This is a genomic window from Mesorhizobium sp. CCNWLY176 (genome assembly GCF_037153935.1).
Classification (GTDB): Bacteria; Pseudomonadota; Alphaproteobacteria; order Rhizobiales; family Rhizobiaceae; genus Mesorhizobium_M; species Mesorhizobium_M zhangyense.
Window position 1 is genome coordinate 364,364 of the sequence record NZ_JBBBDZ010000004.1, and the last position, 24,278, is coordinate 388,641.

Here is a 24,278-nt window from a genome sequence, read left to right on the forward strand (position 1 = left end):
CCCGACGCCTCACCGCTGCAACCACGTATCGCTGGTAGCGTGAAGCAATACGCCAACCTTTATGAATCGCCATTTGAGGTGTTCGCAGTCTGCTCACCGGCTGATGCAGGACAACCGGCTAAAATCGTCAAATTGCCCAGTAACACTGAGGACTGCTACTTCGCTGGCGGAAAATTGGAATGCTCTTACTTGGCAAGAGATGAAGTTGTGCCAGTCGATTGATGAGAAGCCTTGAGCGCGGCGGTCGACACTATTTGATATGCGCTAGGCAGCGTTCCTGGAACGAAAAAGCCCGCTGCCGGGAGGAGGTGGCAGCGGGCTTGATTTCGAAAACGGTGCGGGAGGAGGTGCACCATATTCAACACCGGCATCGCATCTGGGAGGAGTAGATGGCCGACAAATTTAAGATAGCAATCGCATCAAATATTGCAATGCACAAAATCTATTTTGCACAGCAATAGATGCCGGTTGATCTGGATCGCTGGCTCACTCAGCGCGGTCAGATACGAGATGACGTTGCCGCCAACCGATTTTCATCGTCAATCAAGCTAAGACGGGCAGGCGCCTCATCGCCCCAGTTCCAGAGAACGAGGTTTAGATCGCCTTCGGACGCGCCTGGGGCGAAACTTCTGACGAGCAGCGCACGATAGCCGCCGGCAATCAGCCGTCGGGAAAAGGCTTGCGTCGCGGCCTCTCCGGTTGCCTTCATCTGGTCGCGCCACGTGCCGTCTGCCAGCGCAGCTGTATCCAGACCTTCTGCCTCGAGGGCTTGTTCATCCCGGCAATCGAAAACACCGTCGATCTCGGCATCGTAGCAAACCAGTGTCGTTGGCTGGAGATTGCCGACCTGATTGGCTTCCCGCAGTGCCGTCATCACCGACAGGGACGCATAGAGCGCCGGCACGCCTTTCGGGTTGAACCGCCCGCCATAGAGTTCGGCGCCTCGGCCGGACAGCGGCTCGCGCGCATATACAGGATTGAGTGCTCGATAGAGCTTGCCCCGATAAAGCATCAACCCGGTTAGGCGTGTACGCCTGCGTCGACCGCGTCGATATAGTCGAGCACGTCGTCGGCACGCCCACTGCGAACGAGCTGCATTGCCGTCTGACCCGAGAAGCCGGACAGGGGCTCGGATCGATACCAGGCATATGCCATAAGGCTCGAACCGAAGCGCTGCTCCACTTTATTGATTACCTCGACCATCTCGCGCAGCCGGCGCTGGGTTTTGTCCGAATGCACGCGATCCTTGCGCTGGACAGCGTCCTTGCCGAGCCCTGCCGTCCGGGCGACTTCCTCGCTGGTCGTTCGAAAGGCATCCGCGATCTTGCGCGGGGCGAAGAAGCCGTTGTCGTAGTATTGAACCAAGCCCATTTAGGTCTCCCGCCGAGAGAACGCCCCTTTTATTGACGGAATATAGCGACAGTTTTGGCGGCATTCAAGGTGGGGGTCTATGTGCCGTTTGAACGGCATTGTTCACATCCGTCGCCTTGCCGAGCGCGCCATGTCCAGGGCTCGATGAACTTTCCCTGCCAAATTCCGGCTTTTCGCTGTTTTGCGTCGCGCTGCTCGGGCGACGCTTTCATAGCAATATGTCATATTAAGCATCAAAAAAATGATCATACGTAGCGCTGGCTGTTGCTACCTTCCGATGTGAGGGAGGACGGCATGGCTGCATTGCAGGAAATGTTCAATGTGAGGGGCAGGTCGGTCATTGTGACCGGTGGAGCGAGCGGCATTGGACGCGCCTATGCCGAGGTCATGGCGGACAACGGTGCGCGTGTCTGCATTTTCGACCGTGATGCAGGCAATCTCGATGTGGTGGTGAAAGAATTGCAGCGTGACGGCGCTGACGTCTGGGGCCAGGCTCTCGACGTCTCGGATCGCGCAGGGATGGCGGCTGCCTTCGATGCCGTTGCTGAACGCCATGGCCGGATCGACGTGGTCTTCGCCAATGCAGGCATCGACGCAGGCCCCGGCTTCCTGTCGACCACCGGCGAGCGCATCCCGGAAGGGGCGATCGACGTTCTGGACGACGACCACTGGGACCGTGTCATCGAGGTCAATCTCACCTCCGTCTACACCACGGTGAAGCACGCCGCACGGCACATGAAGGCGACGGGAGGCGGACGTATCATCGTCACGTCCTCGATTGCGGCGCAGATCAATGAGGCGATCGTCGGAACCCCCTACATGCCTGCCAAGGCCGGCGTGGATCATTTCGTCCGCCAGATGGCGATGGAACTGGGCGCATTCGGTATCCTCATCAACTGCATTTCGCCCGGCCCCTTCATGACCAACATTGCCGGCGGGAGATTGAAGATTCCCGCCGATCGCAAGGCTTTCGAGGCGCAATCCCTGATCGGCCGGATCGGGGACACCGAAGACATCAAGGGCCTCGCGCTCTATCTCGCGTCCCCATGCTCTTCCTATGTGACGGGCAGCCAGATCGTCATCGACGGGGGAGCAATGCACCGCATCGCATGACAGTTGCCGCCGGTTCGGGAGAGGCCGGCGAATGACGGGAACATAAACACACTGAGGGAGGAGACCATAATGGACCTGAAGACGAATTTTTCTCAACCGTCGCGCCGTTCGGTGCTGAAGGGTATTGGCGCCGGGCTAGCGGCTTCGACACTGGGCGCGCCGATGGTGGCCCGCGCCCAATCGGCGGGCACGATCAAGATCGGTTTCGTAACGCCTGCAACCGGTCCGCTTGCACTGTTCGGAGAGACTGACGGCTGGGCGCTCGGCAAGGTCAAGGATGTCGTGAAGAACGGCCTCGAGACAGCCGCTGGCCGTTTCGATGTCGAGATCATAATGCGCGACAGCCAGTCCAATCCGAACCGGGCGGCGGAAGTGGCCGGAGATCTCATTCTCAACGAGGAGGTGCACCTGCTGCTGCCTGCCTCGACCACGGATACGGTGAGCCCCTCCGCAGACCAGGCGGAGCTCTACGAGTGCCCGTGTCTCTCCACCGGCGCGCCGTGGCAGGCAGTGATCTTCCCGCGCGGTGGCCAGGACAAGCCGTTCAAATGGACCTATCACTTCTTCTGGGGTCTCGACGAGGCGCTCAACACTTTCGTCGGCCTGTGGAACACGATCGACACCAACCGCAAGGTCGGCCTGCTGTTTCCGCAGAACGCCGATGGCGAAACCTGGGGCAACACCAATTATGGATTGCCCGTACCGACCCAGAAAGCCGGGTTTGAGATCGTCGTGCCAGGGTTCTTCCAGCCGCGCACGAATGACTACTCCGCCCAGATCAGCGCGTTCAAGCAGGCCGGCTGCGACATCATCGGCGGCATCACCTATCCGGACGATCTGAAGACCTTTGTAAACCAGTGCGCGCAGCAAGGTTACAAGCCAAAGGCGGTAACGGTTGCCGCTGCCCTTCTCTTTCCTTCGGGCGTGCAGGCGCTTGGGCCTCTTGGGGACGGCATGTCTTCAGAGGTTTGGTGGACGCCGGCCTTCCCCTTCAAATCCACGCTCACGGGACAGCTCAGCCGCGAGATCGCCGATCTGTGGGAGAGCGAGACCAAGAAGCAATGGACGCAGCCGCTGGGCTACAGCCATGCAATCTGGGAAGTGGCGTTGGACGTCTTGAAGCGGTCGACCAACCCGCTCGATCGCGAGGCCAACCGCGAGGCGCTCGTCGCCACCAAGATGGAGACGCTGGTCGGCAAGGTCGACTTCTCTTCCGGTCCGCATAAGAACGTATCCACCACGCCCATCTTCGGTGGCCAGTGGGTCAAGGGCGAGAAGTGGCCCTACGATCTCAAGATCGTCGACAACTCGGTCAACAAGCTGTTCGAACCGGAGCAGAAGATGAAGCCCATGCCGTGGTCCGCCTGAGACGGACTGCACAAGATCATGCCTTGGCCTGTTGAGCAGGCCAGGGCCGGATAGCGAAAGCCACGCCACCGGTCGCAAACCGGGAACGGAGGAGCATGGCAAACGGCGTAATACTTGAGGGACGGGGACTGAGCAAAGCCTTTGGCGCGTTGCGTGTCCTGCATGATGTCAGTTTCGAGGTTCGAACCGGTGAGGTCCTTGGTATCCTCGGGCCGAACGGCGCGGGCAAGACGACTCTTTTCAATCTGGTCAGTGGTGATCTGCGTGTCGACAGCGGCGAACTGGCCTTCGCAGGGCAGCCGCTTGTCGGCCAGCCGCCATACCGACGATGCCGCATCGGCATCGGCCGCACCTACCAGATTCCGCGTCCCTATGTTGGGATGACCACTTTCGAGAACCTTCTCGTCGCCGCGTCGTTCGGCGGCGGGCGTTCGGAAGCCGAGTGCTATGCCTGGTGCGCGCAGATCCTTCGGGACTGCGAGCTCTCGGACAAGGCGAACCGCTCCGCCGGCACGCTCACGCTTCTCGACCGCAAGCGCCTCGAATTGGCGCGCGCTCTGGCTTCCGGTCCGAAGCTCCTGCTTCTGGACGAAATCGCCGGCGGATTGACGGATGAAGAGGGCAGGGAACTCGTGTCCCTTATCCGCCGTATCCGCGATCGCGGCGTCACCATCGTATGGATCGAGCATGTTCTGCACGCGCTTCTTGCCGTGGCCGACCGGATGATGGTGCTGAACTTCGGCGAGAAGATCGCCGAAGGCGTGCCGGAAGACGTCATCAAGGACCCCGAGGTCAGGCGCGTCTACATGGGGGTTGAAGGATGAGCAGCACACTTCTTTCAACCCAGGGGCTGGTGGCGCGTTACGGCGATTTCCAGGCGCTCTACGGCATCGACTTCGAGATCTCCGAGGGCGAGGTCGTCGCGCTGATCGGCGCCAACGGCGCCGGCAAGTCGACATTGCTGAAGTCCATCATGGGGCTGTTGCGCGTCGCGCCTGAAATGGTGCGCCTTGACGGTCGTCCCGTGGGCGGGAGCAAGCCCAATCGCATGGTGTCCGACGGCGTCGCCATCGTGCCGGAAGGCCGCCGCCTTTTCACGGGCATGTCGGTCGTCGATAATCTGAGGGTCGCTATCGATCACGCGGCTGTACCACGAGGAACGGCCTGGACGCTCGATCGGGTTTTCGAGCTGTTTCCGATCCTTCGCGAAAAACAGGCAGTGCCGGTGCAATCGCTCTCCGGCGGTCAGCAGCAGATGGTTGCAATAGGCCGGGCGTTGCTCAATCAGCCGCGGTTGCTCTTGTGCGACGAAATCAGCCTGGGCCTTGCGCCAAAGGTCGTGAAGGAAATCTACCGGGCCATTCCGTCGATCTCGGCCAATGGCACGGCCATCATCCTCGTGGAGCAGGACGTCGGATTGGCGCGCTCTGCATCCAACCGTCTGTATTGCATGCTGGAAGGTCGGGTCAGCCTGACGGGCCGCTCACAGGACATATCGCGCGAGGTGATCGGCGCGGCCTATTTCGGAGGCGCCCATGCAGTGGCTTGACGGTCTCGTGCAGGGCGTCCTGCTTGGCGGTCTCTACGCGCAGTATGCTTTGGGCATGGCGTTGATGTTCGGTGTCATGCGCATCGTGAACATTACCCACGGCGACCTGATGATCCTGCTTGCGCTGACGGGTATCAGTCTGGCGGCCACCTTCGCGCTCGGCCCTTGGACGGTTCTGATGGTGTTGGTGGCGCTGGGGGCTATCCTCGGCCTTCTGCTGCAACGCCTGATCCTGAATCGGGTGGTGGGGGCGGATCCGCTTCCTTCGCTGATTGCAACATTCGGCCTGTCCGTCGCCCTGCAGAACGCCATGCTGCAGGTCTGGTCCGCGGACACTCGTTCGCTCGGGGGTGGCGATATCGCGCAAGCATCATTCCAGCTCGGCACGCTTTATGTCGGGGTGCTTCCGGTCATCGTCCTGGCGACCGCGACCTTGCTTACCGGCGGGCTGGACGCAACCCTGCGCTACACGCGGTTCGGTCGATCGCTTCGGGCTGCGTCGGCGGATGTGGAGGCTGCCGCAATGACCGGCGTCAATCCCAAAGGGGTGTATGCCGGCGCTACGGCCGTTGCCGTGGCGATCCTTGGTTTTGCTGCCGTCTTCCAGTCGATGCGGGCCACCGTGGCACCGGCCGACGGCCCGTTCCAGCTGATCTATGCGTTCGAGGCGGTTATCATCGGGGGCATGGGCTCGATCTGGGGTGCTTTTCTCGGCGCCATAGTGCTCGGCATCAGCCAGTCCATCGGCTTCCGCATCGATCCAGGTTTCGGAATTCTTGCCGGCCATCTCGTCTTCCTTCTCATCCTTGCCCTGCGACCGCAGGGTCTTCTCGGAAAGGACTGAAGCCGTGACAGACGCGCTCGCCGCAGCTTCGACGACTACGTTCGATGGTCCCCGGGTTCGGGTTCAGCGCCGAACGACATCCAGTATCGTCGCCTTGATCTTGAGCGTGGTGGTATTGGTCGCGGTCGCCTCCATGCCGCTGTGGGCCAGCCAGGGGCTGATCCGCGACATCGTACGGCTGTGCTGCTACATCGCCATCGCCCAGATGTGGAACATGCTTGCAGGCTATGCGGGCATCGTCTCGGTCGGCCAGCAGGCTTTCGTCGGTGTCGCCGCCTACATGATGTTCATAATCGCGCAACTCTGGGGCGTCGATCCGTTTGTCGCCGTGGTTCTGGCGATGATAGCGCCAGCCCTGCTGGCGATCCCGACCTACGGGCTCCTGCATCGGCTGGACGGTCCCTATTTCGCGATCGGCACCTGGGTGATTGCCGAGGTGATGCGGCTCGCGACGTCGAACTTCGGTTATGTGAACGCCGGCGCCGGCATGAGCCTTCGCGTCATGACCGGCTACTCCGCCACGGAACGCGCAGTCGGCATTTCTCTCCTTGCGGCACTGATGCTGCTCGTCACCGTCGGCGGCAGTTACTGGCTGCTGCGTTCGCGCTACGGCCTTGCGTTGATCGCCATGCGCGACAATCCGATCGCCGCCGCAAGCCAGGGCGTCAATGTAAGCCGCCTGCGCTTCCTCATCTGGGTTGCCGCCGCCGTTGGTACGGGGCTTGCCGGGGCAATCTACTTCATGGCCCAGCTTCGGATTACGCCGCCATCCGCCTACGATCCCAACTGGGCCAACATCGCAATCTTCATCGTCATGGTCGGTGGGCTGGGCTCACTCGAGGGCGTGATCATTGGCGCGCTCATCTACTTCTTCGCCGACCGCTGGTTCGGCCAGTACGGCGCGACCTATCTTGTTGTGCTCGGCCTCCTCACCTTGTTCATGGCGCTGTTCGCCAGGGGCGGTATCTGGGGCCTCATCTGCAAGGTCGTCGATGCGCCCTGGTTTCCGACACGACGTACATTGGTGGAGGAACGGCAATGAAAGCGGCGGTGTTCGATGGCATCGGCCTGCCGCTGCGCATCAATGAGGTGAGCCGGCCCGAACCGACTGCGGACGAGGTGCTCTTGCGCGTCGTAGCCTGCGGCATCTGCGGCTCCGACCTGCACATGACGGAGGATCCCTCGACCTTCGGCCTCAACAAGGCCGACGTCCTCGGCCATGAATTTGCTGGCGAGATCATCGGCTGCGGCAGCGCCGTGACCGATTTCCAACCCGGTGACCGTGTGGCCGTCGCGCCGATGCGCGGCTGCGGCCATTGTGACAGTTGCCGCCGGGGCGAGCCCGCCTGGTGTCCGGAAATGCGTCTGATTGGCGGCGGCTATGCTGAATACACAACCGTTGCGGCGCGGCAGTGCCGGCATCTGCCGGACGATTTGCCGATGGAAGAGGGCGCCCTTGCCGAGCCTCTGGCGGTCGGCCTGCATGCCGTCATGCGCTCGGGCATCAAGCCGGGCGATCGTGTGCTGGTTCTCGGTGCTGGACCAATCGGTCTTCTCGTCGCCTTCTGGGCGCGTCGGTTCGGCGCCCGCGATGTGGTCGTGGCCGATATCAATCGACACCAGCAGGACCGTGCGGCCGCGATAGGCGCGACCGGTTTCGCGCTGTCGGGGCCGGACCTCGCCAAAGACTTTAGCGAGCTTGCCGGAGGAGAGCCGGACATCGTCTTCGAATGCGTCGGCAAGCGTGGCCTTATCGACCTGGCCTGCCGTCTGGTTCGCCATCACGGCACGGTAGTCGCGGTGGGGCTTTGCGTCGGCGGCGACGAATGGGATCCCTTCGCAGCGCTGTCGAAGGAAATCCAGATCGTCTTCGCCGTCTTCTTCTCGATGGCCGAGTTCGAAACCGCGCTGCGCGCACTCGGGCCGAGCGACTACCGGCCGCAGGCACTGGTGACCGGGAGGATCGGCTTTATCGACATTCCCGATACCTTCGAGGGCCTGCGACGCCGCACAACGCAATGCAAGGTTCTGATTACGCCCGCGCTCGGGTGAACTGACGATCGGTGGAGGAGTAAAAATGGAATTCGAGACCCTGACTTTGGACATCGACGGCGTGCGCACGGTCGTCAAGGCGATCGGCAATGGTCCCGCCGTTCTCGCGCTGCATGGCGCCGCCACTCTCGAGGGGCACAACTGGGCGCGAGGCCTCGCGGATCGCTTCCGCATCTATCTGCCTTTTCATCCAGGGTTCGGCGAGAGTGACGAGGCGTCCCATTTCGTGGGCATGCAGGACATGATTGCCCACAATTTGCGCCTCGTTTCCGCGCTCGGTCTCGACCGCCCGCATCTCGTCGGCCATTCGATGGGTGGCTGGATGGCCGCCGAGATGGCTGTCGTTGCCGGTGAGCGGTTTTCGCGGCTGGTGCTGAATGCGCCTGCCGGTCTCAACCATCCCGAACACCCTGGCGCCGATCTCGCCAGTATCGGCCCGGAAGCGCTTCCAGCCTACCTCGCCCACAATGTCGATGTCGCGCTGCGCTATTTCCCCGGCGGTGCCGAATGTCCGCCGCTGGATGAATTCCTGGCCGCCCGGGAAAAGGAAGGCCAGGCGTTGGGACGCATTCTCGGTGTCCACGGCATGGGGCATCCCAATCTCGGACGGTGGCTGAGCCGGATACCCAACGAGACGCTCGTCGTCTGGGGTGAGAAGGACCGCATGCTGCCGGCCCCGCAAGCTGCGATCTGGGCTGAACGCATACCCAATGCCCGATTGTTGATCATTCCAGACGCCGGCCATTTCGCAATGCAGGAGAAGCCGGAGACCGTAAGCGCGCTTGGCGATTTTCTCGCAGGCTGAAGCCTCGCGGACCGCCTCACTGCGGGGTTGGCAGACTAACGCTGCACCTCGCGCAACCCATCGACGAAGGAGGAATTGAGATGAACGCACCGCTGAAACACGCATCCGGCTATTGGGGGACAAAGACCGATTTCAACGCTCTTATGGAACAGGTTCGCAAGATCGGACCGGTCCTTGAGGAACATGCAGCGGAGACGGAAGCGCTCGGGCGTCTCGACGAGACGACGTTCAAAGCCCTCGCACCGCTGAGGATGTCGCATATCTTCGCCAGTGAGGAACAGGGCGGAGCCCAGTTTTCGCCGACACAAGGGTTGAAGCTTATCGAGGCGATCACCTACCACAGCGGCGCGGCTGGTTGGGTGTCGATGGTGCATGCCTGCATCGGCGCCATGTCGGCAGCCTTCCTGCCCGATAGCGCCATCGCGCGCCTGTTCGTGCCAGGCGAGGATAATCGCTTTTCAGGGCAAGGCACGCCAACCGGCATGCTGAAGAAGGTCGATGGCGGTTATCGCCTGAACGGCAAGTGGTCTTACGCGAGCGGTATCTACCACGCGACCTACACCCACACCGCAGCGCTTCTCGATGACGGCAACGGCCAGCCCGCAAAGGACGAGAACGGCAACGTGATTGTGCTTTGTGCCCACGCACCCGTCGAAGACCACGACCTTCTCGGCAACTGGGAGGTGCTCGGCCTGCAGGGCACCGGCAGCATCGACTATGCCGCCAAGGATGTCTTCATCGCCGATGACATGGTGTTCCCGATCCTGACCGCTGAGCCGCAGCGCCAGAAGGAGTTCTTCAGCCTTGGCGTCGTCGGTCTTGCCGCCATCGGCCATTCGGGCTGGGCGATCGGCGCGTCACGCCGCATGCTGGACGAAGTGGCCAAGTTCGCATTGACCAAGACGGGCAGGGCGGGGCTGCTTGGCGAGAGCGAGAAATTCTGGTTCGACTACGGACGCGCTGAAGCACGCGTTCGTGCCGCCCGCGCCTTCCTGTTCGAGATATGGCACGAGGTGGAAGCGTCGATCGAGGCAGGGAATCGGGTTTCAACCCGGCAGATCAGCTTGATCCATCTCGCGAAATCGGAAGTTCACGAGGCTGGCGTCGACGCCTGCCAGTTCGTCTATCGCGCAGCAGGGGGCGCATCGCTGCGCAAGGGCGTCATGCAGCGCATCTATCGCGAGATGCTGACGGCCGCCAACCACTTCACGATCAACAACAACATGGTGTCGGCGGCTGGCCGCGAGATCGGTGGGCTGTGGAGCGATCGCGCCTGGCAGTTCTACGATCTGGTCGAAAAGAGATGAGCGCACGTCCGGATCAACAGGTTCGGCCGGCAGCTCCGGTGGGAGAGGCGGGGGTGGCGGAGGCGTTCCTGACGGCCTTCCGTCATCATCCATCCGGGGTTGCAATCATCACGGCCGATCCTGGTGACGGGCCGGTCGCGCTCACGGTGAGTTCGCTGATCTCGATCAGCGTCTCGCCGCCGACCGTCGCTTTCTCGCTGTCGGACAACTCGTCAAGTGCGGCAGCGGCGAAACGGGCCGAAACCGTCGTGGTGCATTTCGCGCGGCAGGACGACATGCAGCTTGCGCAACTGTGTGCGACGAGCGGCAAGGACCGTTTCGGCGATGGTGTGCGGTGGGAGCGGCTCGCAAGCGGCGAGCCGTACTACCCGCAGGTCGACCTGTGGTTTCGGGCGGCTGTTCGCGAGCGCTTCCCGGTTCCGGGCGCCTGCATCGTCACTGCCGAGCTGCTGGGGGTCTCGCCATTCGCACAAGAGATGCACCTTGCGGAAACGCTCGTCTATGCCAACCGGAGATGGCACGGCCTGCATCCACTCACGGGCGCAAGCCGGGTGCCGATCCTGCTTTGGCCCGACGATTCGGCCACCTTCTGACGCGCCAGCTTGCGGCCTCGCCGCTGCGTGCGTCAAACATCACAGACCCCAGACGACCGCGTTCTCGTGGCGTTTGATCAGGTGCTTCAGGTTCTCGAAGCTTTTCTGGATGTGGTTCGAGAAGGCCTCGACCGCCGGCGCGCCCAGGTCCTCGGCACGGTGAAGGATGCCCAGAGCCCGTTCGGGATGCGGAATGTTGATCGGAAGCGCCGTTATCGCCTTTTCGTTGCGGTAGGCGAAAACCACGCTGTGCGGCAGGATCGTCAATGCGTCGCTTGCCTTCATGTAGTTGATCGCAGCAGTCAGCGAGCCGCCGTAATAACGGATCTTCGTCTCCGTGGCGCCGAGGAACAGCACGAGGCTGCGCAGGTCGGCCATAAGCGGACTGCCTGGCGGCGGGGAAATCCACGGATAGTCGAGAAGCTCCTTGGGATCGAGCTTGCGCCGCATCAACAGCGGGTGGGTTACGCGGCAGGCGACGACGTTGCGGCCCGGAAGAACTTCCTGGAAGCGCAGGCCGGAGCCTTCCTCCAGGATGTCGATGGGGCAGACGGCAAGATCGATCCGGTCGGCGTTGATCGCGGCGCGCAGTTCGGGAAGGTAGCCATAACTCTGTTCGACCCGGACTTCGGGATAGGCGTGTTGGAACTCGGCGATCATGCCGGCGACGAGGGCGTCGGTGAAGAAGGGGCTGCCGCCGATACGAACCACGCCCGTGCGCCCATGGCGGAAGCCGTCGACCAGCGCGGAGGCCTTGCGCGAGGCAGTCAGCATCGCCTGACCGTGGTCGGCAAGCGCGCGACCCAGCGGCGTTGGCTGCAGCGGCCGTCGGCCCTTGACGAACAGAGGCTCGCCCACCCGCCTCTCCAGCTGCGCGATGGTGCGCGAAACGGCTGGTTGGGTTAGCCCGAGCAGGCTTGCGCCTTCGGTGACGCCGCCCGCCTGCACGACAGCCGCAAGCTGGATGAGATGCTTTTCATCGATCTTCATAGCAATAAGGAATATTAATGATCAAAAAAATTATCAAGTGCTACGCAACTTGTTGATACCGTGCAGCCGTGGGAGGAACCATGGCAGCTCTATCGTTCAGCGAGAACAATTCTGCGGAAATCGTGGCGGAGCGTCTGGCGCGGCACTCCTCGGGGAAGCTGCCTAAGGCACTGTCGTCCCTTGTAGATCACCTTCACCGTTTCATCGTCGAAACGCGTCCCACTTCCGCCGAATGGCGCAAAGCCATCGAGTTCCTGACGGAGGTCGGTCACGCAAGCGATCAAAAGCGCCAGGAATGGGTGCTTATGTCGGATCTGCTCGGCATCACGGCACTAGTGGAGGAAATCAATTCTCGCAGGCCAAAGGGCGCGACCCCGAATACGGTCCGGGGACCGTTCTACCGGCCGGACGCGCCAAGGCTTCCGCTGGGCGCCAATATTTCCCTGGATGGTTTAGGCGAGCCGCTGGAGGTGTCGGGCCATGTCATCGACCTCGATGGCAAGCCGGTCTCAGGCGCGGCGATCGAGACCTGGCAGGCGAACGCCCAAGGTTTCTACGAGAACCAGCAGCCGGACATGCAGCCGGAATTCAATCTGCGCGGCGTGTTCACGACCAGTGCCGACGGCGCTTTCCATTACCGCACGGTCAAGCCTGCGGGATACGCCGTTCCGTGCGATGGTCCTGTGGGACAGATGCTTGGTGCTGTCGGCTTCCCGCTGCGTCGGCCGGCTCACCTGCACTTCATCGTCAAGGCTGAGGGTTTCGAGGCGATAAGAACGCATGTCTATGACGGAGCCGACCCCCATTTGGGCGAAGATGCTCTTTTCGGCGTCAAGCAGGAACTGATCGGTGCCTTCATGCCGGAACAGTCACACGGCAGATGGTCGCTTGATTTCACCTTCGTGATGATCCGGGCAAGGAAGGAGCGTCAGTCGGCATGACGATGAAATTCTCGTATCAGGGAAACGCTGCCCGCATCGTTTTCGGCTTGGGCGCCAGTGCCGATGTCGGCAGATGGCTCGTGGAACTGGGCTGCAAGCGTGCGTTGGTTCTGTCCACACCGCATCAGGCGGCTGACGGCGAGGTGCTGGCGAAGCGTCTCGGTGGCCTGGCGGTCGGCGTATTCCCCGGCGCGACAATGCATACGCCGGTCGAGGTGACGGAACGCGCCATCGCGCATGCAGCGGCACTCGATGCCGATTGTGTGGTTTCGCTCGGCGGAGGCTCCACCACCGGCCTCGGCAAGGCGATGGCCTATCGTACCGATATTCCGCAGATCGTCGTCCCGACGACCTATGCCGGCTCGGAAGTCACCCCGATCCTCGGCCAGACCGAAGGCGGCATCAAGACAACGCTGCGCAGCCCGAAGGTCGTGCCGGAGGTGGTGATCTACGATGCCGCGCTGACCATCGGCCTGCCGGTCGCCATGAGCGTCACGAGCGGGCTCAACGCCATCGCCCATTCCGCCGAGGCGCTTTATGCCAGCGACCGCAACCCGATCACCAACATGATGGCCGTGGACGGCATTCGCGCGCTGAAGGAGGCTCTGCCCATCATCGTCGATAAGCCGCAAGACATGGAAGCGCGGGAAAAAGCGCTCTATGGCGCGTGGCTGTGCGGCACCGTGCTCGGCCAGGTGGCGATGTCGCTGCATCACAAGATCTGCCACACATTGGGTGGTAGTTTCGATACCCCGCACGCCGAAACGCACGCGATCATGCTGCCGCACACGATCGGCTTCAACGCGGCGGCTGTACCGGAACTGCTGCAGCCGGTTTCCGATATCTTCGGCGGTACGCCGGGGCAGAGCCTTTACGATTTCGCCAAGTCCATCGGCTCGCCGCTGGCACTCAGGGATTTCGGGCTTTCGGAGAGTGACCTCGACCGCGCCGCCGAGATCGCCACCCGTAATCCCTATGATAATCCGCGGCCGATCGACCGCGATTCCATCCGTTCTCTGCTCCAGGATGCCTGGGGAGGACGGCGCCCGCCGCTTTGAATGTTTCTTTTGGGAGGAAGAAAGCACATGATTACCAGACGCGAACTGCTGAAGAATACAGCCGCCACCGGCGCGCTTGTCGCGACGTCGGGTCTAGCCATGCCGGCCATTGCCCAAGGCGCCAAGATCAAGCTCGGCTATGTCAGCCCGCAGACCGGGCCGCTCGCGGCCTTTGCCGAGGCCGACAAGTTTATCGTTGACGGCTTCAAGAGCGCTGCCAAGTCGGCCGGGCTCGATATCGAGGTCATCGTCAAGGACAGCCAGTCGAACCCGAACCGCGCTGCCGAGGTCGCCAAGGGACTGATCGTTGACGATGAGGTTAACATCATGCTCGTTGCCTCGACGCCGGAGACCACCAACCCGGTTGCGACGACCTGCGAGGCCGAGGACGTGCCCTGCATCTCGACGGCCGCCCCCTGGCAGCCATGGTTCATCGGCCAGCAGGGTAACCCGGGCGACCCGTCGACCTGGAAGCCTTTCAACAGCGCCTTCCACTTCTTCTGGGGCCTGGAGGACGTGATCGCCGTCTACACCAATATGTGGGGGCAGCTCGATACCAACAAAAAGGTCGGGGGCCTCTTCCCGAACGACGGGGACGGAAATGCCTGGGGCGACAAGGCCGTTGGCTTCCCGCCCGTACTGGAAAAGGGCGGCTATACGCTGGTCGACCCGGGCCGCTACCAGAACCTGACGGACGATTTCTCCGCGCAGATCAATGCCTTCAAGTCGGATGGCTCGGAAATCATCACCGGCGTCATGATCCCGCCGGACTTCACCACCTTCTGGAACCAGGCCCAGCAGCAGGGCTTCAAACCCAAGGTGGCCTCGATCGGCAAAGCCATCCTGTTCCCGCAGGCGGTGGAAGCGCTCGGCAAGACCGGCCACAACCTGTCCTGTGAAGTCTGGTGGTCGGCAAGCCATCCTTTCAAGTCGTCACTGACGGGTGAGACCGCGGGACAACTCGCGGAAGGCTTCACCAAGTCAACCGGCCGGCCATGGACCCAGCCGATCGGTTTCGTCCATGCCCTCTTCGAAGTGGCGGTAGACGTGCTGAAGCGCGCCGATCCGAGCGACAGTGCCGCGGTCATCGAGGCGATCGCTGCCACCAGGCTCGACACCATCGTCGGCCGCGTTGCCTGGGACGGCGCCAATGTTCCGCCGTTTGCGGCGAAGAACATCGCCAAGACGCCGCTGGTCGGCGGCCAGTGGCGCGTGAAGGACGCCGGCGGCTACGAACTGGTCATCGTCGACAACAAGACCGCGCCGCATATACCGACCGGTGGCCAGATGGAGGCGATTGCCTAAGGCCGCTGCCGGGGACGCGACGGCGGCCGGATCGGGAAGGAAGGCGATGGTCTTCTTTCCCATGCCGCCGCCGTCGCGGCGCATGGACACGACGGGGAAACAGAATGCCCATACTCGCGCTCGACAACGTCTCGAAAAGCTTCGGCGCCCTGAAGGTCGCCGACCAGGTTTCGTTCGCGCTGGAAAAGGGCGAGGCGCTCGGCGTGATCGGACCGAACGGCGCTGGCAAATCGACGCTGTTCAACCTGATCACCGGCAACCTGGGCGTCGACGGCGGCACGGTAACCTTTGACGGCGCCGACGTGACACGCCAGCCGCCGATGGTGCGCTGCCTTGCCGGCATCGGGCGGACCTTCCAGATTCCGCAACCCTTCGAAAAGCTCACCGTGTTCGAAAACCTGCTGGTGGCGGCAGCTTTCGGCTCCAGCAGGACGGAAAAGGACGTGTCGGACCGCTGCGCCGATATTCTCGTGGAAACCGGCCTGATAGCCCGCGCCAACCAGACAGCGGGAAGCCTCGGCTTGCTTCAACGCAAGCGGCTGGAACTCGCTCGCGCGCTCGCCACCCAGCCGAAAGTTCTGCTGCTCGACGAGATAGCCGGCGGCCTGACCGAAGGCGAATGCCAGGAGTTGGTGGACACGATCAGATCTATCCACGCGGCCGGTGTCTCGATCGTCTGGGTCGAGCACATCCTGCACGCGCTGACCTCGGTGGTCGGTCGTCTGCTGGTACTCGACTTCGGCAAGGTGATCGCCATGGGCAAGCCCGACGACATCATGGCCTCCAAGTCCGTTCGGCAAATCTACCTCGGGATCGAAGTCTGATGGCGCTTCTCGAAACAAGGGAGCTGACGGCCTTCTACCGCGACTTCCAGGCGCTCTTCGGTGTCGATATCCGGCTGGAGGAAGGCGAAACGCTGGCGATCATCGGCGCCAACGGTGCCGGCAAGACGACGCTGTTGCGCTCGCTCTCGGGCCTCATCACCAATCAGCCGGGCCATATCCTTCTCGACGACCGCCCGATCGGCGCCATGCCGGCCCCGGATGTCGTGGCCCAGGGCATCGCCATGGTGCCCGAAGGCCGCAAGCTCTTCCCCTCGCTCACCGTCGAGGAAAATCTCCAGATCGGAGCATATGGACGGTCAGGCAGCGGCACCTGGACGCTCGGCACGGTCTACGATCTTTTCCCGGTGCTCAAGGAACGCCGCAACAGTCCGGGCACCGCATTGTCCGGCGGCCAGCAGCAGATGGTCGCGATTGGCCGGGCGTTGATGTCCAATCCGCGTGTGCTGCTCTGCGACGAGATCAGCCTCGGCCTCGCGCCGGTCGTCATCAAGGACATATACGCCGCCTTTCCGCGAATCCGCGAAGCCGGCGCCTCCATTATCATCGTTGAACAGGACATTGGTCAGGCGCTCAAGGTGGCCGATCGGGTCTACTGCATGATGGAGGGGCGCATCACGCTTTCGGGTATGCCCGGCGCGATCAGCCGCGACGACATCCATGCAGCCTACTTCGGAGCACATGCGCGATGAACTGGCTCGACACCATCGTTCAAGGCGTGCTGCTGGGCGGGCTCTATGCGCTCTTCGCCGCTGGCCTCAGCCTTGTTTTCGGAATCATGCGGCTCGTCAATCTCGCCCATGGCGACCTGATCGTGCTTGCCGCTTTCCTGGCGCTGCTGCTCGTGACGACGCTCGGCCTCAACCCGTTCATCGCTGCGGTCATCGCAATGCCGGTGATGTTCGCGCTCGGCTGGGTGCTGCAGTTCGGGCTCCTGAACCGCACGCTGGGCAACGACATCCTGCCACCGCTTCTCGTGACCTTCGGCCTCTCGATCGTCATTCAGAACGCGCTTCTCGAAGGTTTTTCCGCCGACAGCCGGCGGATTTCCGCAGGCGGGCTGGAAACAGCGTCGCTGCAGTTGGGGCCGATCAGCGTTGGCACCATGCCGCTGCTCACCTTCCTGTCGGCAGTCGCCGTCATCGTCGGCCTCAATCTGCTGTTCTACCGTACCGCGCTTGGCCGCGCCTTCCGCGCGACGTCCGACGACCGGGAGACGGCGGGACTGATGGGCATCCAGCCGAACCGCGTTTTCGCGACCGCGACCGGCCTTGCGATGGTCGTTGTTACGATCGCCGCGCTCTACCTTGGCATGCGCGCAAATTTCGATCCGACGATGGGGCCGGCGCGCCTGATCTACGCCTTCGAGGCGGTGATCATCGGTGGTCTCGGTTCCTTCTGGGGAACGCTTGCAGGCGGCGTCATCATCGGCGTGGCGCAGACGGTCGGGGCGTCGATCAATCCCGAGTGGCAGATTTTGGCCGGCCACATCGCGTTCCTTCTCGTACTCCTCATCTGGCCGCGAGGCCTCTTCCCACGGGCGGTGGACTGACATGGCGGACCATGCATTCTCCCCTTGGAAGGTAGAAACACGCACTCGCGCCTCCTCCGCCTTCGGCCTCATGGCTCTCGGCGTGGTGATCGCTGCCGCCGCGGCGCCCCTATTCGTTTCGCGCAGCGTCATCCAGGATCTGTTCTTTATCCTGACCATGCTCGTGCTCGCCCAGTGCTGGAACCTGCTTGCGGGCTATGCCGGCCTCGTCTCGGTCGGGCAGCAGGCTTTCGTCGGCTTTGGCGCCTATACGATGTTCGCCGTCGTCATCCTCGCCGGGCTCGATCCGATCGTCGGCATCCTTCTCGCCGGCATTACGGCATCGGTGCTTGCTATCCCGGTCGCATTCTTCGCGTTCCGCCTGCAAGGCGCCTATTTCGCCATTGGAACCTGGGTCATTGCCGAGGTGGTGCGGCTCCTGCTCGCGCAGTGGAAAGCGCTGGGCGGCGGAACAGGCACGTCGCTACCATCGGGCGCGACGCGCGAGATGTTTGGTGTAGGTTTGGTGAGCGACTGGCTGGGTGTGCGTCCCTCGCAGGCCGCCGACATCGTGTGCTACTGGCTGGCTCTTGTCCTCGCCTGCGCGACGATCGGTTTCATCTACAAGCTGTTGCGCTCGAAGCAGGGATTGGGGCTTGCCGCCGTGCGCGACAACCGGGAGGCCGCGCGCTCCGTTGGCGTCGATCCGGGTTGGATGAAATCGGTGGTCTATCTCGCCGCAGCTCTGGTGACCGGGATTGCCGGCGCGCTGATCTATGTGCAGAAAGCTCGCATCTCGCCGGACGCTGCGTTCTCGCTTACCGACTGGACGGCCTATGTGATCTTCATCGTGGTCATCGGCGGCATCGGCACTATCGAGGGGCCGATTGTGGGCGTGATCGTCTTCTTCATCCTGCAGAATCTGCTCGCCGATTACGGCTCATGGTACCTGCTTGTTCTTGGCCTCATCGGCATCATTGTGATGTTGTTCGCCCCGCGCGGGCTGTGGGGCCTGTTCACCGACCGAACCGGAATTCAACTCTTTCCCGTCCGTCGCATCCTGACGGGCGCATCCTCGACAAAGACGACCAAGGGAGTGCCGCATGGCTGACATTGAAACTGACGTTCTGATCATTGGGACCGGCCCGGCCGGCTCGGCCTGCGCCGCGCTGCTCGCCACCTACGGCATCGACAATATGGTGATCAACCGCTACCGCTGGCTCGCCAACACGCCGCGCGCGCACATCACCAACCAGCGCACGATGGAAGTGTTGCGCGACCTTGGCCGAGACGTCGAGGACGAAGCCTATATGTTCGCCACGCATCAGGATCTGATGGGTGAGAACGTATTCTGCACGTCGCTTGCCGGTGAGGAGATCGGGCGCATGAAGAGCTGGGGCAGGCATCCGCTCAGCCGTGCCGAGCACCAACTTTCCTCACCGTCGCATATGAACGATCTGCCGCAAACGCTAATGGAGCCGCTGCTTTACAAAACCGCCTGTTCGCGCGGGACGCAGTCGCGCATGTCGACGGAATATATCTCGCATGTGCAGGATGCGAAGGGCGTCACGACAACTTGCCGCGACCGCCTGACGGGGAAGGAATTGACCGTACGCTCGAGGTATCTCGTGGGTGCGGACGGCGGAAACTCCAAGGTTGCGGAAGACGCCGGCCTCACCTTCGAAGGCAAGATGGGCGTCGGAGGATCGATGAACATCCTCTTCAAGGCGGACCTGACGCGCTACGTCGCGCACCGGCCCTCGGTGCTCTACTGGGTGGTGCAGCCCGGCGCCGACGTCGGCGGCATTGGCATGGGGCTCGTGCGTATGGTGCGGCCATGGAACGAGTGGCTGATCGTCTGGGGCTACGACATCAACCAGCCCGCGCCCGAGGTGGATACAGCCTTCGCCACCAAGGTGGTGCGCGATCTGGTGGGCGAACCGGATCTGCCGGTCGAAATTCAGTCCGTCTCGACATGGACGGTCAACAATATGTACGCCACGACGATGCAGAATGGCCGTGTGTTTTGTATGGGCGACGCCACCCATCGCCATCCGCCGTCCAACGGGCTCGGCTCCAACACCTCGATTCAGGACGCCTTCAACCTCGCCTGGAAGCTCGCCTATGTGCTCGAGGGAAAAGCGGGCGAGGCGTTGCTCGACAGCTATCAGGTCGAGCGTGCTCCCATCGCCAAGCAGATCGTCACCCGCGCCAACAAGTCGATCGAGGAGTTCGGCCCGATCTTCAAGGCGCTCGGACTTCTCGACTCCATCGATCCGGTGAAGATGCAGCAGAACATGGATGCGCGCTGCGACAACACATCGGCCGCCGAGGCCCAACGGCAGGAGATCCGCGCCACCATTGCCGCCAAGGTCTACGAATTCGATGCCCACGGCGTGGAGATGAACCAGCGCTACACCTCCAACGCGATCCTAAGCGATGGCCAGACGGAGCCTCCTTTCGAGAAGGATGCGGAACTGCATTATCATCCGACGACCTGGCCCGGCGCACGCCTGCCGCATGCCTGGGTCTTCGGTGCCGACGGCACCAGGGTTTCGACGCTCGACCTGTGCGGCAAGGGCCGCTTTACGGTGCTGACCGGCATTGGCGGCAACGGCTGGGTCGAGGCTGCAAAGGCCCTGTCAGCGGAGCTGGGCATTGACATTCGAGCCCACGTCATTGGCCCGCGTCAGGAGTGGCAGGACCTGACCGGCGACTGGGCCGGGCAGCGTGAGATCCGCGACAGCGGCCTCGTGCTCGTCCGGCCCGATCAGCATGTCTGCTGGCGTCGGGAGACGCTGGCGGCCGATCCCACCGCGGAACTGCGCCGCGCATTGCAATCCGTTCTGGTCCTGTGAGGTTCGACATGGAAGCGCATGAAAGAGGTTTCTTTACCGAGGAGAACTCGGTCGAGGTCGTCACGGACCGCAACCGCAACGCCAAGGACGAACGGCTGAAGCAGGTGATGGAAGTGATCACCCGGAAACTGCACGAAGCCGTCAAGGAAATCGAGCCGACCCAGGAAGAGTGGTTCCAGGCGGTGATGTTCCTGACGAAAACGGGGCATCTCTGCAACGAATGGCGGCAGGAATTCATCCTGCTCTCCGACGTGCTCGGGGTTTCCATGCTGGTCGACGCCATCAACAACCGCAAGCCCTCGGGTGCATCGGAATCAACGGTGCTCGGGCCGTTCCACGTTGCTGATGCGCCGGAACTGCCCATGGGGTCGAACATCTGCCTCGACCAGAAAGGCGAGGACATGGTCATCCATGGCCGTATCCTGGACACGGAAGGCAAGCCGGTCGCCAATGCTGTTCTCGATGTCTGGCAGGCAAATGACGAGGGCTTTTACGACGTCCAGCAGAAAGGCATTCAGCCCGATTTCAACCTACGCGGTGTGTTCCGCACCGGCCCTGACGGGGGCTACTGGTTCCGTGCCGTGAAGCCGAAATACTACCCGATCCCTGACGACGGCACGGTCGGCAAGATGCTGACCGCGCTCGGCCGCCATCCCTATCGGCCGGCTCATCTTCACTTCATCCTCAAGGCCGACGGCTTCGAGACGCTGACAACGCACATATTCGATCCCGACGATCCCTACATCAATTCGGACGCGGTGTTTGGCGTGAAAGAAAGCCTGCTGGCAGAGTTCGACAAGGTCGACGATGCCAAGCGCGCTGCCGAACTGGAATTCGCCGGACCATTCTGGGAGGTCGAATACGACTTCGTGCTTGCTCGCACCAAGGGTGCCCGTGGCTGAAGCGGCTATTCGCTCGGCTTACGGTGCTCCGCCATGAAAGGACCGGGAGCCCAGCTGATCGAACGGTCGTACTTCTCCGTGACCCGTCGGAGTTCGGCGGACTCACGGCGGAGATGGCCAATGAACTTGCGGCTCGCCGGGTTCGAATAGGGTTTCTTCCGCGTCAGGATGCCCAGCACGCGTTCCGGTTGGGGAATATCCAGCGGGATGATGCTGATCTTGTCCTCGCGGCGGAAGGAATAGGCGACCGACAGCGGCAGGATGGTGAGCGCATCGGTTCCCGCCAGATAGTTGACCACGCTCAGCAGCGACCCGCCTGCATAGCGCACCGACACTTCCTCCAGGCCGAGCGTTAGCAGGATGTTGTGCAGGTCGAGAACCAGGGGAGAGCCCGGCAGCGGTGCGACCCAAGGGTAGTTGACCATGTCCTCCGTCGCCAGGTTGCGCTTGCGCACCAGAGGATGACCGGCGCCGCAGGCCAGTACGTTGCGCGCCGGAAGAATGGGTTCGAAAAGATGGTCGACCCTCATATCCACCGATCCTGTCGGCGTGATCGCCAAATCGATCTGGCCGGAATCGAGTGCTCCCACCAGATCTGAATAGTTGCCGTAGGACTGGTCGATCATGATGCCCGGCTCGTCACGCTGAAAGGATGCGATCATCAGCGAGACGATCGCATCCATGAAGAAGGGCACGCCACCGATTCTTACGCGGCCTGCGGAGCCGGATTTGAAGCTGCGGACGATCTCTGCAGCCTTGCGCGACGAGGCCAGGATCGACCTGCCCTGCAGGCCGAGTTGCTCGCCGAGCGGCGTTGGTTGCATCGGGCGGCGGCCGGATACGAACAGAGGCTCGCCTATGCGCTTCTCAAGAACGGAGATCGTGCGCGACACCGCCGACTGCGTCATACCAAGCATCGCTGCAGCCTCCGTCACGCCCCCGGTTTCTATGACGGCGGCAAGCTGGACGAGATGGTGCTCAACAATTTTCATAGCAATTTGCTATACCCTTGATGAATATTCTCATCAACAGCAGAACTGGATGGGTTAGATTATTGCATCATGAGGCGTTGTAGCGGCCGGACTTCCGGCAGCGACCGCCGCCGGAGGGATAAGCGGGAGAGGAGCCCGCCAGCTCTCGGGAATGAAAGGCCATTTTTAAGGAGGAGCAAGATGGCATTTGTCAGCGGATATCATCACCTGACGCTTTGCACCGACGGCGTGCAGGAAGACTACGATTTTTACACGAAGGCGCTGGGGCTCTATTCGGTCAAGCGCACCGTGCTGTTCGATGGAACGATCCCCGTCTACCATCTCTATTATGGCTCGAGGATGGGCGACGCCTCCACCATCATCACCACCTTCCCGTTTCGTAAACCCGCGGTCTATGGCAGGCGCGGCACCAACCAGTCGAAAATCATCCAGCAGGCGATCCCTGTCGGAGCCGCGGACTACTGGGTCGACCGGCTGAACAAGTACGGTATCAACGCCACCAAGATAAGCCGCTTTGGCATCGGCCGCGTTGCGTTCGAGCATCCCTGCGGCATTCCGCATGAACTGGTCGAGAATCCGGCCGATAACCGCCCCTCTATCGTTAACGAGGCACAGGGCGTTACGGCCGAGCACGGCATCAAGGGCATCTATGGCGTGGCGATCGCCGTCTTCGATCGCACCTCCATGGACGATTTCCTGACAGTCGGCATCGACATGAAGAAGGAAGCGGACAGCGATGAGGGGCTGATGTTCTCCGTGCCCAACGCAGGCGGACCGAGCAGCGTGGTGGAGGTGTTGCACGAGACGGCAGATGGCCGGCAGGGCACCTGGACGCTTGCCGGCGGCACAATCCACCACCTCGCGCTCAACACGGGTAACGAGGAAAACCAGCTCCGCCTGAAGGCGCATCTGGAAGGTCTCGGTTTCACCGACGTTTCGGACCAAAAGGACCGCAACTACTTCAAGTCCTGCTATGTACGCTCGCCCGGCGGCGCGCTTTTCGAGATAGCATGGTCAGTGGAAGGCGGCTGGGCGCTGGACGAACCGGCGGACAAGATCGGTTCGACGCTGGTTTTCCCACCCTGGTTCGAGGACCGCAGGGCCGAACTGATGGCCGGCCTGGAACCCGCAAAGTTCTAAGCCGGTTCCATGTCGTTCCATGAAACACCTCTGTTTCTCGGTGCACCGCTCGAGGAAGCGCAAGCCCACTGCATCTTCATTCACGGGCGTACCCAGACGCCCGAGGATATGGGAGAACAGGTGATTGGCAGGCTGAGCGCACCCGGCGTGGCGTTCGTGCTGCCGCGTGCTGCCGGCAACAGCTGGTATGCCGCGCGCGCGACGGAGCCGCTGACGAATACGACGCGTCAGGAGCTTACGCTGTCGCTCGAATATATCAGAGAGATCGTCGCCAACCTCTCGCACGCAAGCGAACGCCCCAAGCCGCTCCTTATCGGCGGCTTCAGCCAGGGCGCCTGCCTGTCGCTGGAATACGCCATGCATCACGGGCCGTGGCATGGGGCCATGGTCAATCTGACCGGTTGCCGGGTTGGCACGCCGTTCTGTGACAAACCCTTCGCCGATCTCGACTGCATGCCGGTCTACCTGACAGGCTCGGACAAGGACGCCTGGATCCCGGTCGACGCTTTTGCAGGAGCAGCCGAAGCTCTGGCCCGCGCCCGTGCGCGCTTGCGATGCGATATTCTTCCTGATCGGGCGCACGAGGTTTCCGATGTGGAAATCGCTGCTTTCGACGCACTCTTGAGGGAAATCGTTGGCCCGGGTTCGTCTCGTGATTAAGAAAGCCTTTTGGCTGGCGCAGGCGACATCCTCAGGATCGATCGCGATCTTGTTTGG

Annotated in this window: 25 protein-coding genes; 21 read left to right on the forward strand and 4 right to left on the reverse strand. The window is 62.2% G+C overall.

Features of this window, described 5'->3' with window-relative positions; genetic code table 11:
• Window positions 1-499: 499 nt before the first annotated feature.
• Complete coding sequence (locus WBQ96_RS09410; RefSeq protein WP_165120029.1) at window positions 500-1,012, reverse strand: RES family NAD+ phosphorylase; 513 nt, start codon at window positions 1,010-1,012, stop codon at window positions 500-502.
• Window positions 1,013-1,020: 8 nt separating this feature from the next.
• Window positions 1,021-1,371: an MbcA/ParS/Xre antitoxin family protein gene (locus tag WBQ96_RS09415; protein WP_165120028.1), complete on the reverse strand. Its 351-nt coding sequence runs from the start codon at window positions 1,369-1,371 to the stop codon at window positions 1,021-1,023.
• A 294-nt stretch (window positions 1,372-1,665) separates the two neighbouring features.
• On the opposite strand from WBQ96_RS09415, the gene WBQ96_RS09420 reads away from it, so the two are divergent.
• The 10 genes from WBQ96_RS09420 (at window position 1,666) to WBQ96_RS09465 (ending at window position 11,002) form a co-directional block, all read left to right on the forward strand.
• The gene (locus WBQ96_RS09420) at window positions 1,666-2,484 is read left to right on the forward strand and encodes an SDR family NAD(P)-dependent oxidoreductase (RefSeq protein ID WP_165120027.1); all 819 of its coding nucleotides are present in this window, start codon (window positions 1,666-1,668) and stop codon (window positions 2,482-2,484) included.
• Between the two features lie 69 nt (window positions 2,485-2,553).
• A complete protein-coding gene (locus WBQ96_RS09425; protein ID WP_336549444.1) occupies window positions 2,554-3,852 on the forward strand; it encodes an ABC transporter substrate-binding protein in 1,299 nt (432 codons plus the stop codon).
• A 95-nt stretch (window positions 3,853-3,947) separates the two neighbouring features.
• Window positions 3,948-4,676, forward strand: a complete 729-nt coding sequence (locus tag WBQ96_RS09430) for an ABC transporter ATP-binding protein (protein WP_165120025.1) — start codon at window positions 3,948-3,950, stop codon at window positions 4,674-4,676.
• Window positions 4,673-5,401: an ABC transporter ATP-binding protein gene (locus WBQ96_RS09435; protein ID WP_091918264.1), complete on the forward strand. Its 729-nt coding sequence runs from the start codon at window positions 4,673-4,675 to the stop codon at window positions 5,399-5,401. The genes WBQ96_RS09430 and WBQ96_RS09435 overlap by 4 nt, the downstream gene beginning before the upstream one ends.
• Complete coding sequence (locus WBQ96_RS09440; protein WP_336549449.1) at window positions 5,388-6,245, forward strand: branched-chain amino acid ABC transporter permease; 858 nt, start codon at window positions 5,388-5,390, stop codon at window positions 6,243-6,245. The genes WBQ96_RS09435 and WBQ96_RS09440 overlap by 14 nt, the downstream gene beginning before the upstream one ends.
• A gap of 4 nt (window positions 6,246-6,249) precedes the next feature.
• The gene (locus tag WBQ96_RS09445) at window positions 6,250-7,287 is read left to right on the forward strand and encodes a branched-chain amino acid ABC transporter permease (protein WP_165120023.1); all 1,038 of its coding nucleotides are present in this window, start codon (window positions 6,250-6,252) and stop codon (window positions 7,285-7,287) included.
• Window positions 7,284-8,297 carry a zinc-dependent alcohol dehydrogenase gene (locus WBQ96_RS09450; protein ID WP_165120022.1) on the forward strand — a complete coding sequence of 338 codons (1,014 nt, stop codon included), beginning with the start codon at window positions 7,284-7,286 and terminating at the stop codon, window positions 8,295-8,297. The genes WBQ96_RS09445 and WBQ96_RS09450 overlap by 4 nt, the downstream gene beginning before the upstream one ends.
• A 25-nt stretch (window positions 8,298-8,322) precedes the next feature.
• Window positions 8,323-9,102: an alpha/beta fold hydrolase gene (locus tag WBQ96_RS09455; RefSeq protein WP_165120021.1), complete on the forward strand. Its 780-nt coding sequence runs from the start codon at window positions 8,323-8,325 to the stop codon at window positions 9,100-9,102.
• A gap of 80 nt (window positions 9,103-9,182) precedes the next feature.
• Window positions 9,183-10,409: an acyl-CoA dehydrogenase family protein gene (locus WBQ96_RS09460; RefSeq protein WP_165120020.1), complete on the forward strand. Its 1,227-nt coding sequence runs from the start codon at window positions 9,183-9,185 to the stop codon at window positions 10,407-10,409.
• Window positions 10,406-11,002: a flavin reductase gene (locus tag WBQ96_RS09465; RefSeq protein WP_165120019.1), complete on the forward strand. Its 597-nt coding sequence runs from the start codon at window positions 10,406-10,408 to the stop codon at window positions 11,000-11,002. The genes WBQ96_RS09460 and WBQ96_RS09465 overlap by 4 nt, the downstream gene beginning before the upstream one ends.
• 39 nt (window positions 11,003-11,041) lie before the next feature.
• Here WBQ96_RS09465 and WBQ96_RS09470 read toward each other — a convergent pair whose 3' ends face one another.
• Window positions 11,042-11,992, reverse strand: a complete 951-nt coding sequence (locus WBQ96_RS09470; protein ID WP_165120018.1) for a LysR family transcriptional regulator — start codon at window positions 11,990-11,992, stop codon at window positions 11,042-11,044.
• An 80-nt stretch (window positions 11,993-12,072) separates the two neighbouring features.
• Here WBQ96_RS09470 and WBQ96_RS09475 point away from each other — a divergent pair, with 80 nt between their 5' ends.
• The 9 genes from WBQ96_RS09475 to WBQ96_RS09515 all read left to right on the forward strand — a co-directional run bounded on the left by WBQ96_RS09475 (window position 12,073) and on the right by WBQ96_RS09515 (window position 21,429).
• Window positions 12,073-12,933 (forward strand): dioxygenase family protein, encoded by an 861-nt coding sequence (locus WBQ96_RS09475; protein ID WP_165120017.1) that lies wholly within the window; start codon window positions 12,073-12,075, stop codon window positions 12,931-12,933.
• Window positions 12,930-13,991 (forward strand): maleylacetate reductase, encoded by a 1,062-nt coding sequence (locus WBQ96_RS09480; protein WP_336549452.1) that lies wholly within the window; start codon window positions 12,930-12,932, stop codon window positions 13,989-13,991. Before WBQ96_RS09475 ends, WBQ96_RS09480 begins: the two co-directional genes overlap by 4 nt.
• Window positions 13,992-14,018: 27 nt before the next feature.
• Window positions 14,019-15,296 (forward strand): ABC transporter substrate-binding protein, encoded by a 1,278-nt coding sequence (locus tag WBQ96_RS09485; RefSeq protein WP_165120015.1) that lies wholly within the window; start codon window positions 14,019-14,021, stop codon window positions 15,294-15,296.
• A 104-nt stretch (window positions 15,297-15,400) separates the two neighbouring features.
• On the forward strand, window positions 15,401-16,120 hold the full coding sequence (locus tag WBQ96_RS09490; protein WP_165120014.1) for an ABC transporter ATP-binding protein: 720 nt from the start codon (window positions 15,401-15,403) through the stop codon (window positions 16,118-16,120).
• On the forward strand, window positions 16,120-16,830 hold the full coding sequence (locus tag WBQ96_RS09495; RefSeq protein WP_336549455.1) for an ABC transporter ATP-binding protein: 711 nt from the start codon (window positions 16,120-16,122) through the stop codon (window positions 16,828-16,830). The genes WBQ96_RS09490 and WBQ96_RS09495 overlap by 1 nt, the downstream gene beginning before the upstream one ends.
• Window positions 16,827-17,690, forward strand: a complete 864-nt coding sequence (locus WBQ96_RS09500) for a branched-chain amino acid ABC transporter permease (protein ID WP_336549458.1) — start codon at window positions 16,827-16,829, stop codon at window positions 17,688-17,690. Before WBQ96_RS09495 ends, WBQ96_RS09500 begins: the two co-directional genes overlap by 4 nt.
• Window position 17,691: 1 nt before the next feature.
• Window positions 17,692-18,780: a branched-chain amino acid ABC transporter permease gene (locus tag WBQ96_RS09505; RefSeq protein WP_336549460.1), complete on the forward strand. Its 1,089-nt coding sequence runs from the start codon at window positions 17,692-17,694 to the stop codon at window positions 18,778-18,780.
• Window positions 18,773-20,527 (forward strand): FAD-dependent oxidoreductase, encoded by a 1,755-nt coding sequence (locus WBQ96_RS09510; RefSeq protein WP_336549461.1) that lies wholly within the window; start codon window positions 18,773-18,775, stop codon window positions 20,525-20,527. Before WBQ96_RS09505 ends, WBQ96_RS09510 begins: the two co-directional genes overlap by 8 nt.
• Before the next feature lie 8 nt (window positions 20,528-20,535).
• The gene (locus WBQ96_RS09515; RefSeq protein WP_165120009.1) at window positions 20,536-21,429 is read left to right on the forward strand and encodes an intradiol ring-cleavage dioxygenase; all 894 of its coding nucleotides are present in this window, start codon (window positions 20,536-20,538) and stop codon (window positions 21,427-21,429) included.
• A 5-nt stretch (window positions 21,430-21,434) separates the two neighbouring features.
• On the opposite strand, the gene WBQ96_RS09520 is transcribed toward WBQ96_RS09515, so the two are convergent.
• Window positions 21,435-22,421 (reverse strand): LysR family transcriptional regulator, encoded by a 987-nt coding sequence (locus tag WBQ96_RS09520; RefSeq protein ID WP_165120008.1) that lies wholly within the window; start codon window positions 22,419-22,421, stop codon window positions 21,435-21,437.
• Window positions 22,422-22,601: 180 nt separating this feature from the next.
• On the opposite strand from WBQ96_RS09520, the gene WBQ96_RS09525 reads away from it, so the two are divergent.
• Together WBQ96_RS09525 and WBQ96_RS09530 are read left to right on the forward strand one after the other, a co-directional pair.
• Window positions 22,602-23,561 carry a VOC family protein gene (locus WBQ96_RS09525; protein WP_165120007.1) on the forward strand — a complete coding sequence of 320 codons (960 nt, stop codon included), beginning with the start codon at window positions 22,602-22,604 and terminating at the stop codon, window positions 23,559-23,561.
• A gap of 9 nt (window positions 23,562-23,570) precedes the next feature.
• Window positions 23,571-24,221 (forward strand): alpha/beta hydrolase, encoded by a 651-nt coding sequence (locus WBQ96_RS09530; RefSeq protein ID WP_336549463.1) that lies wholly within the window; start codon window positions 23,571-23,573, stop codon window positions 24,219-24,221.
• Window positions 24,222-24,278: the final 57 nt, after the last annotated feature.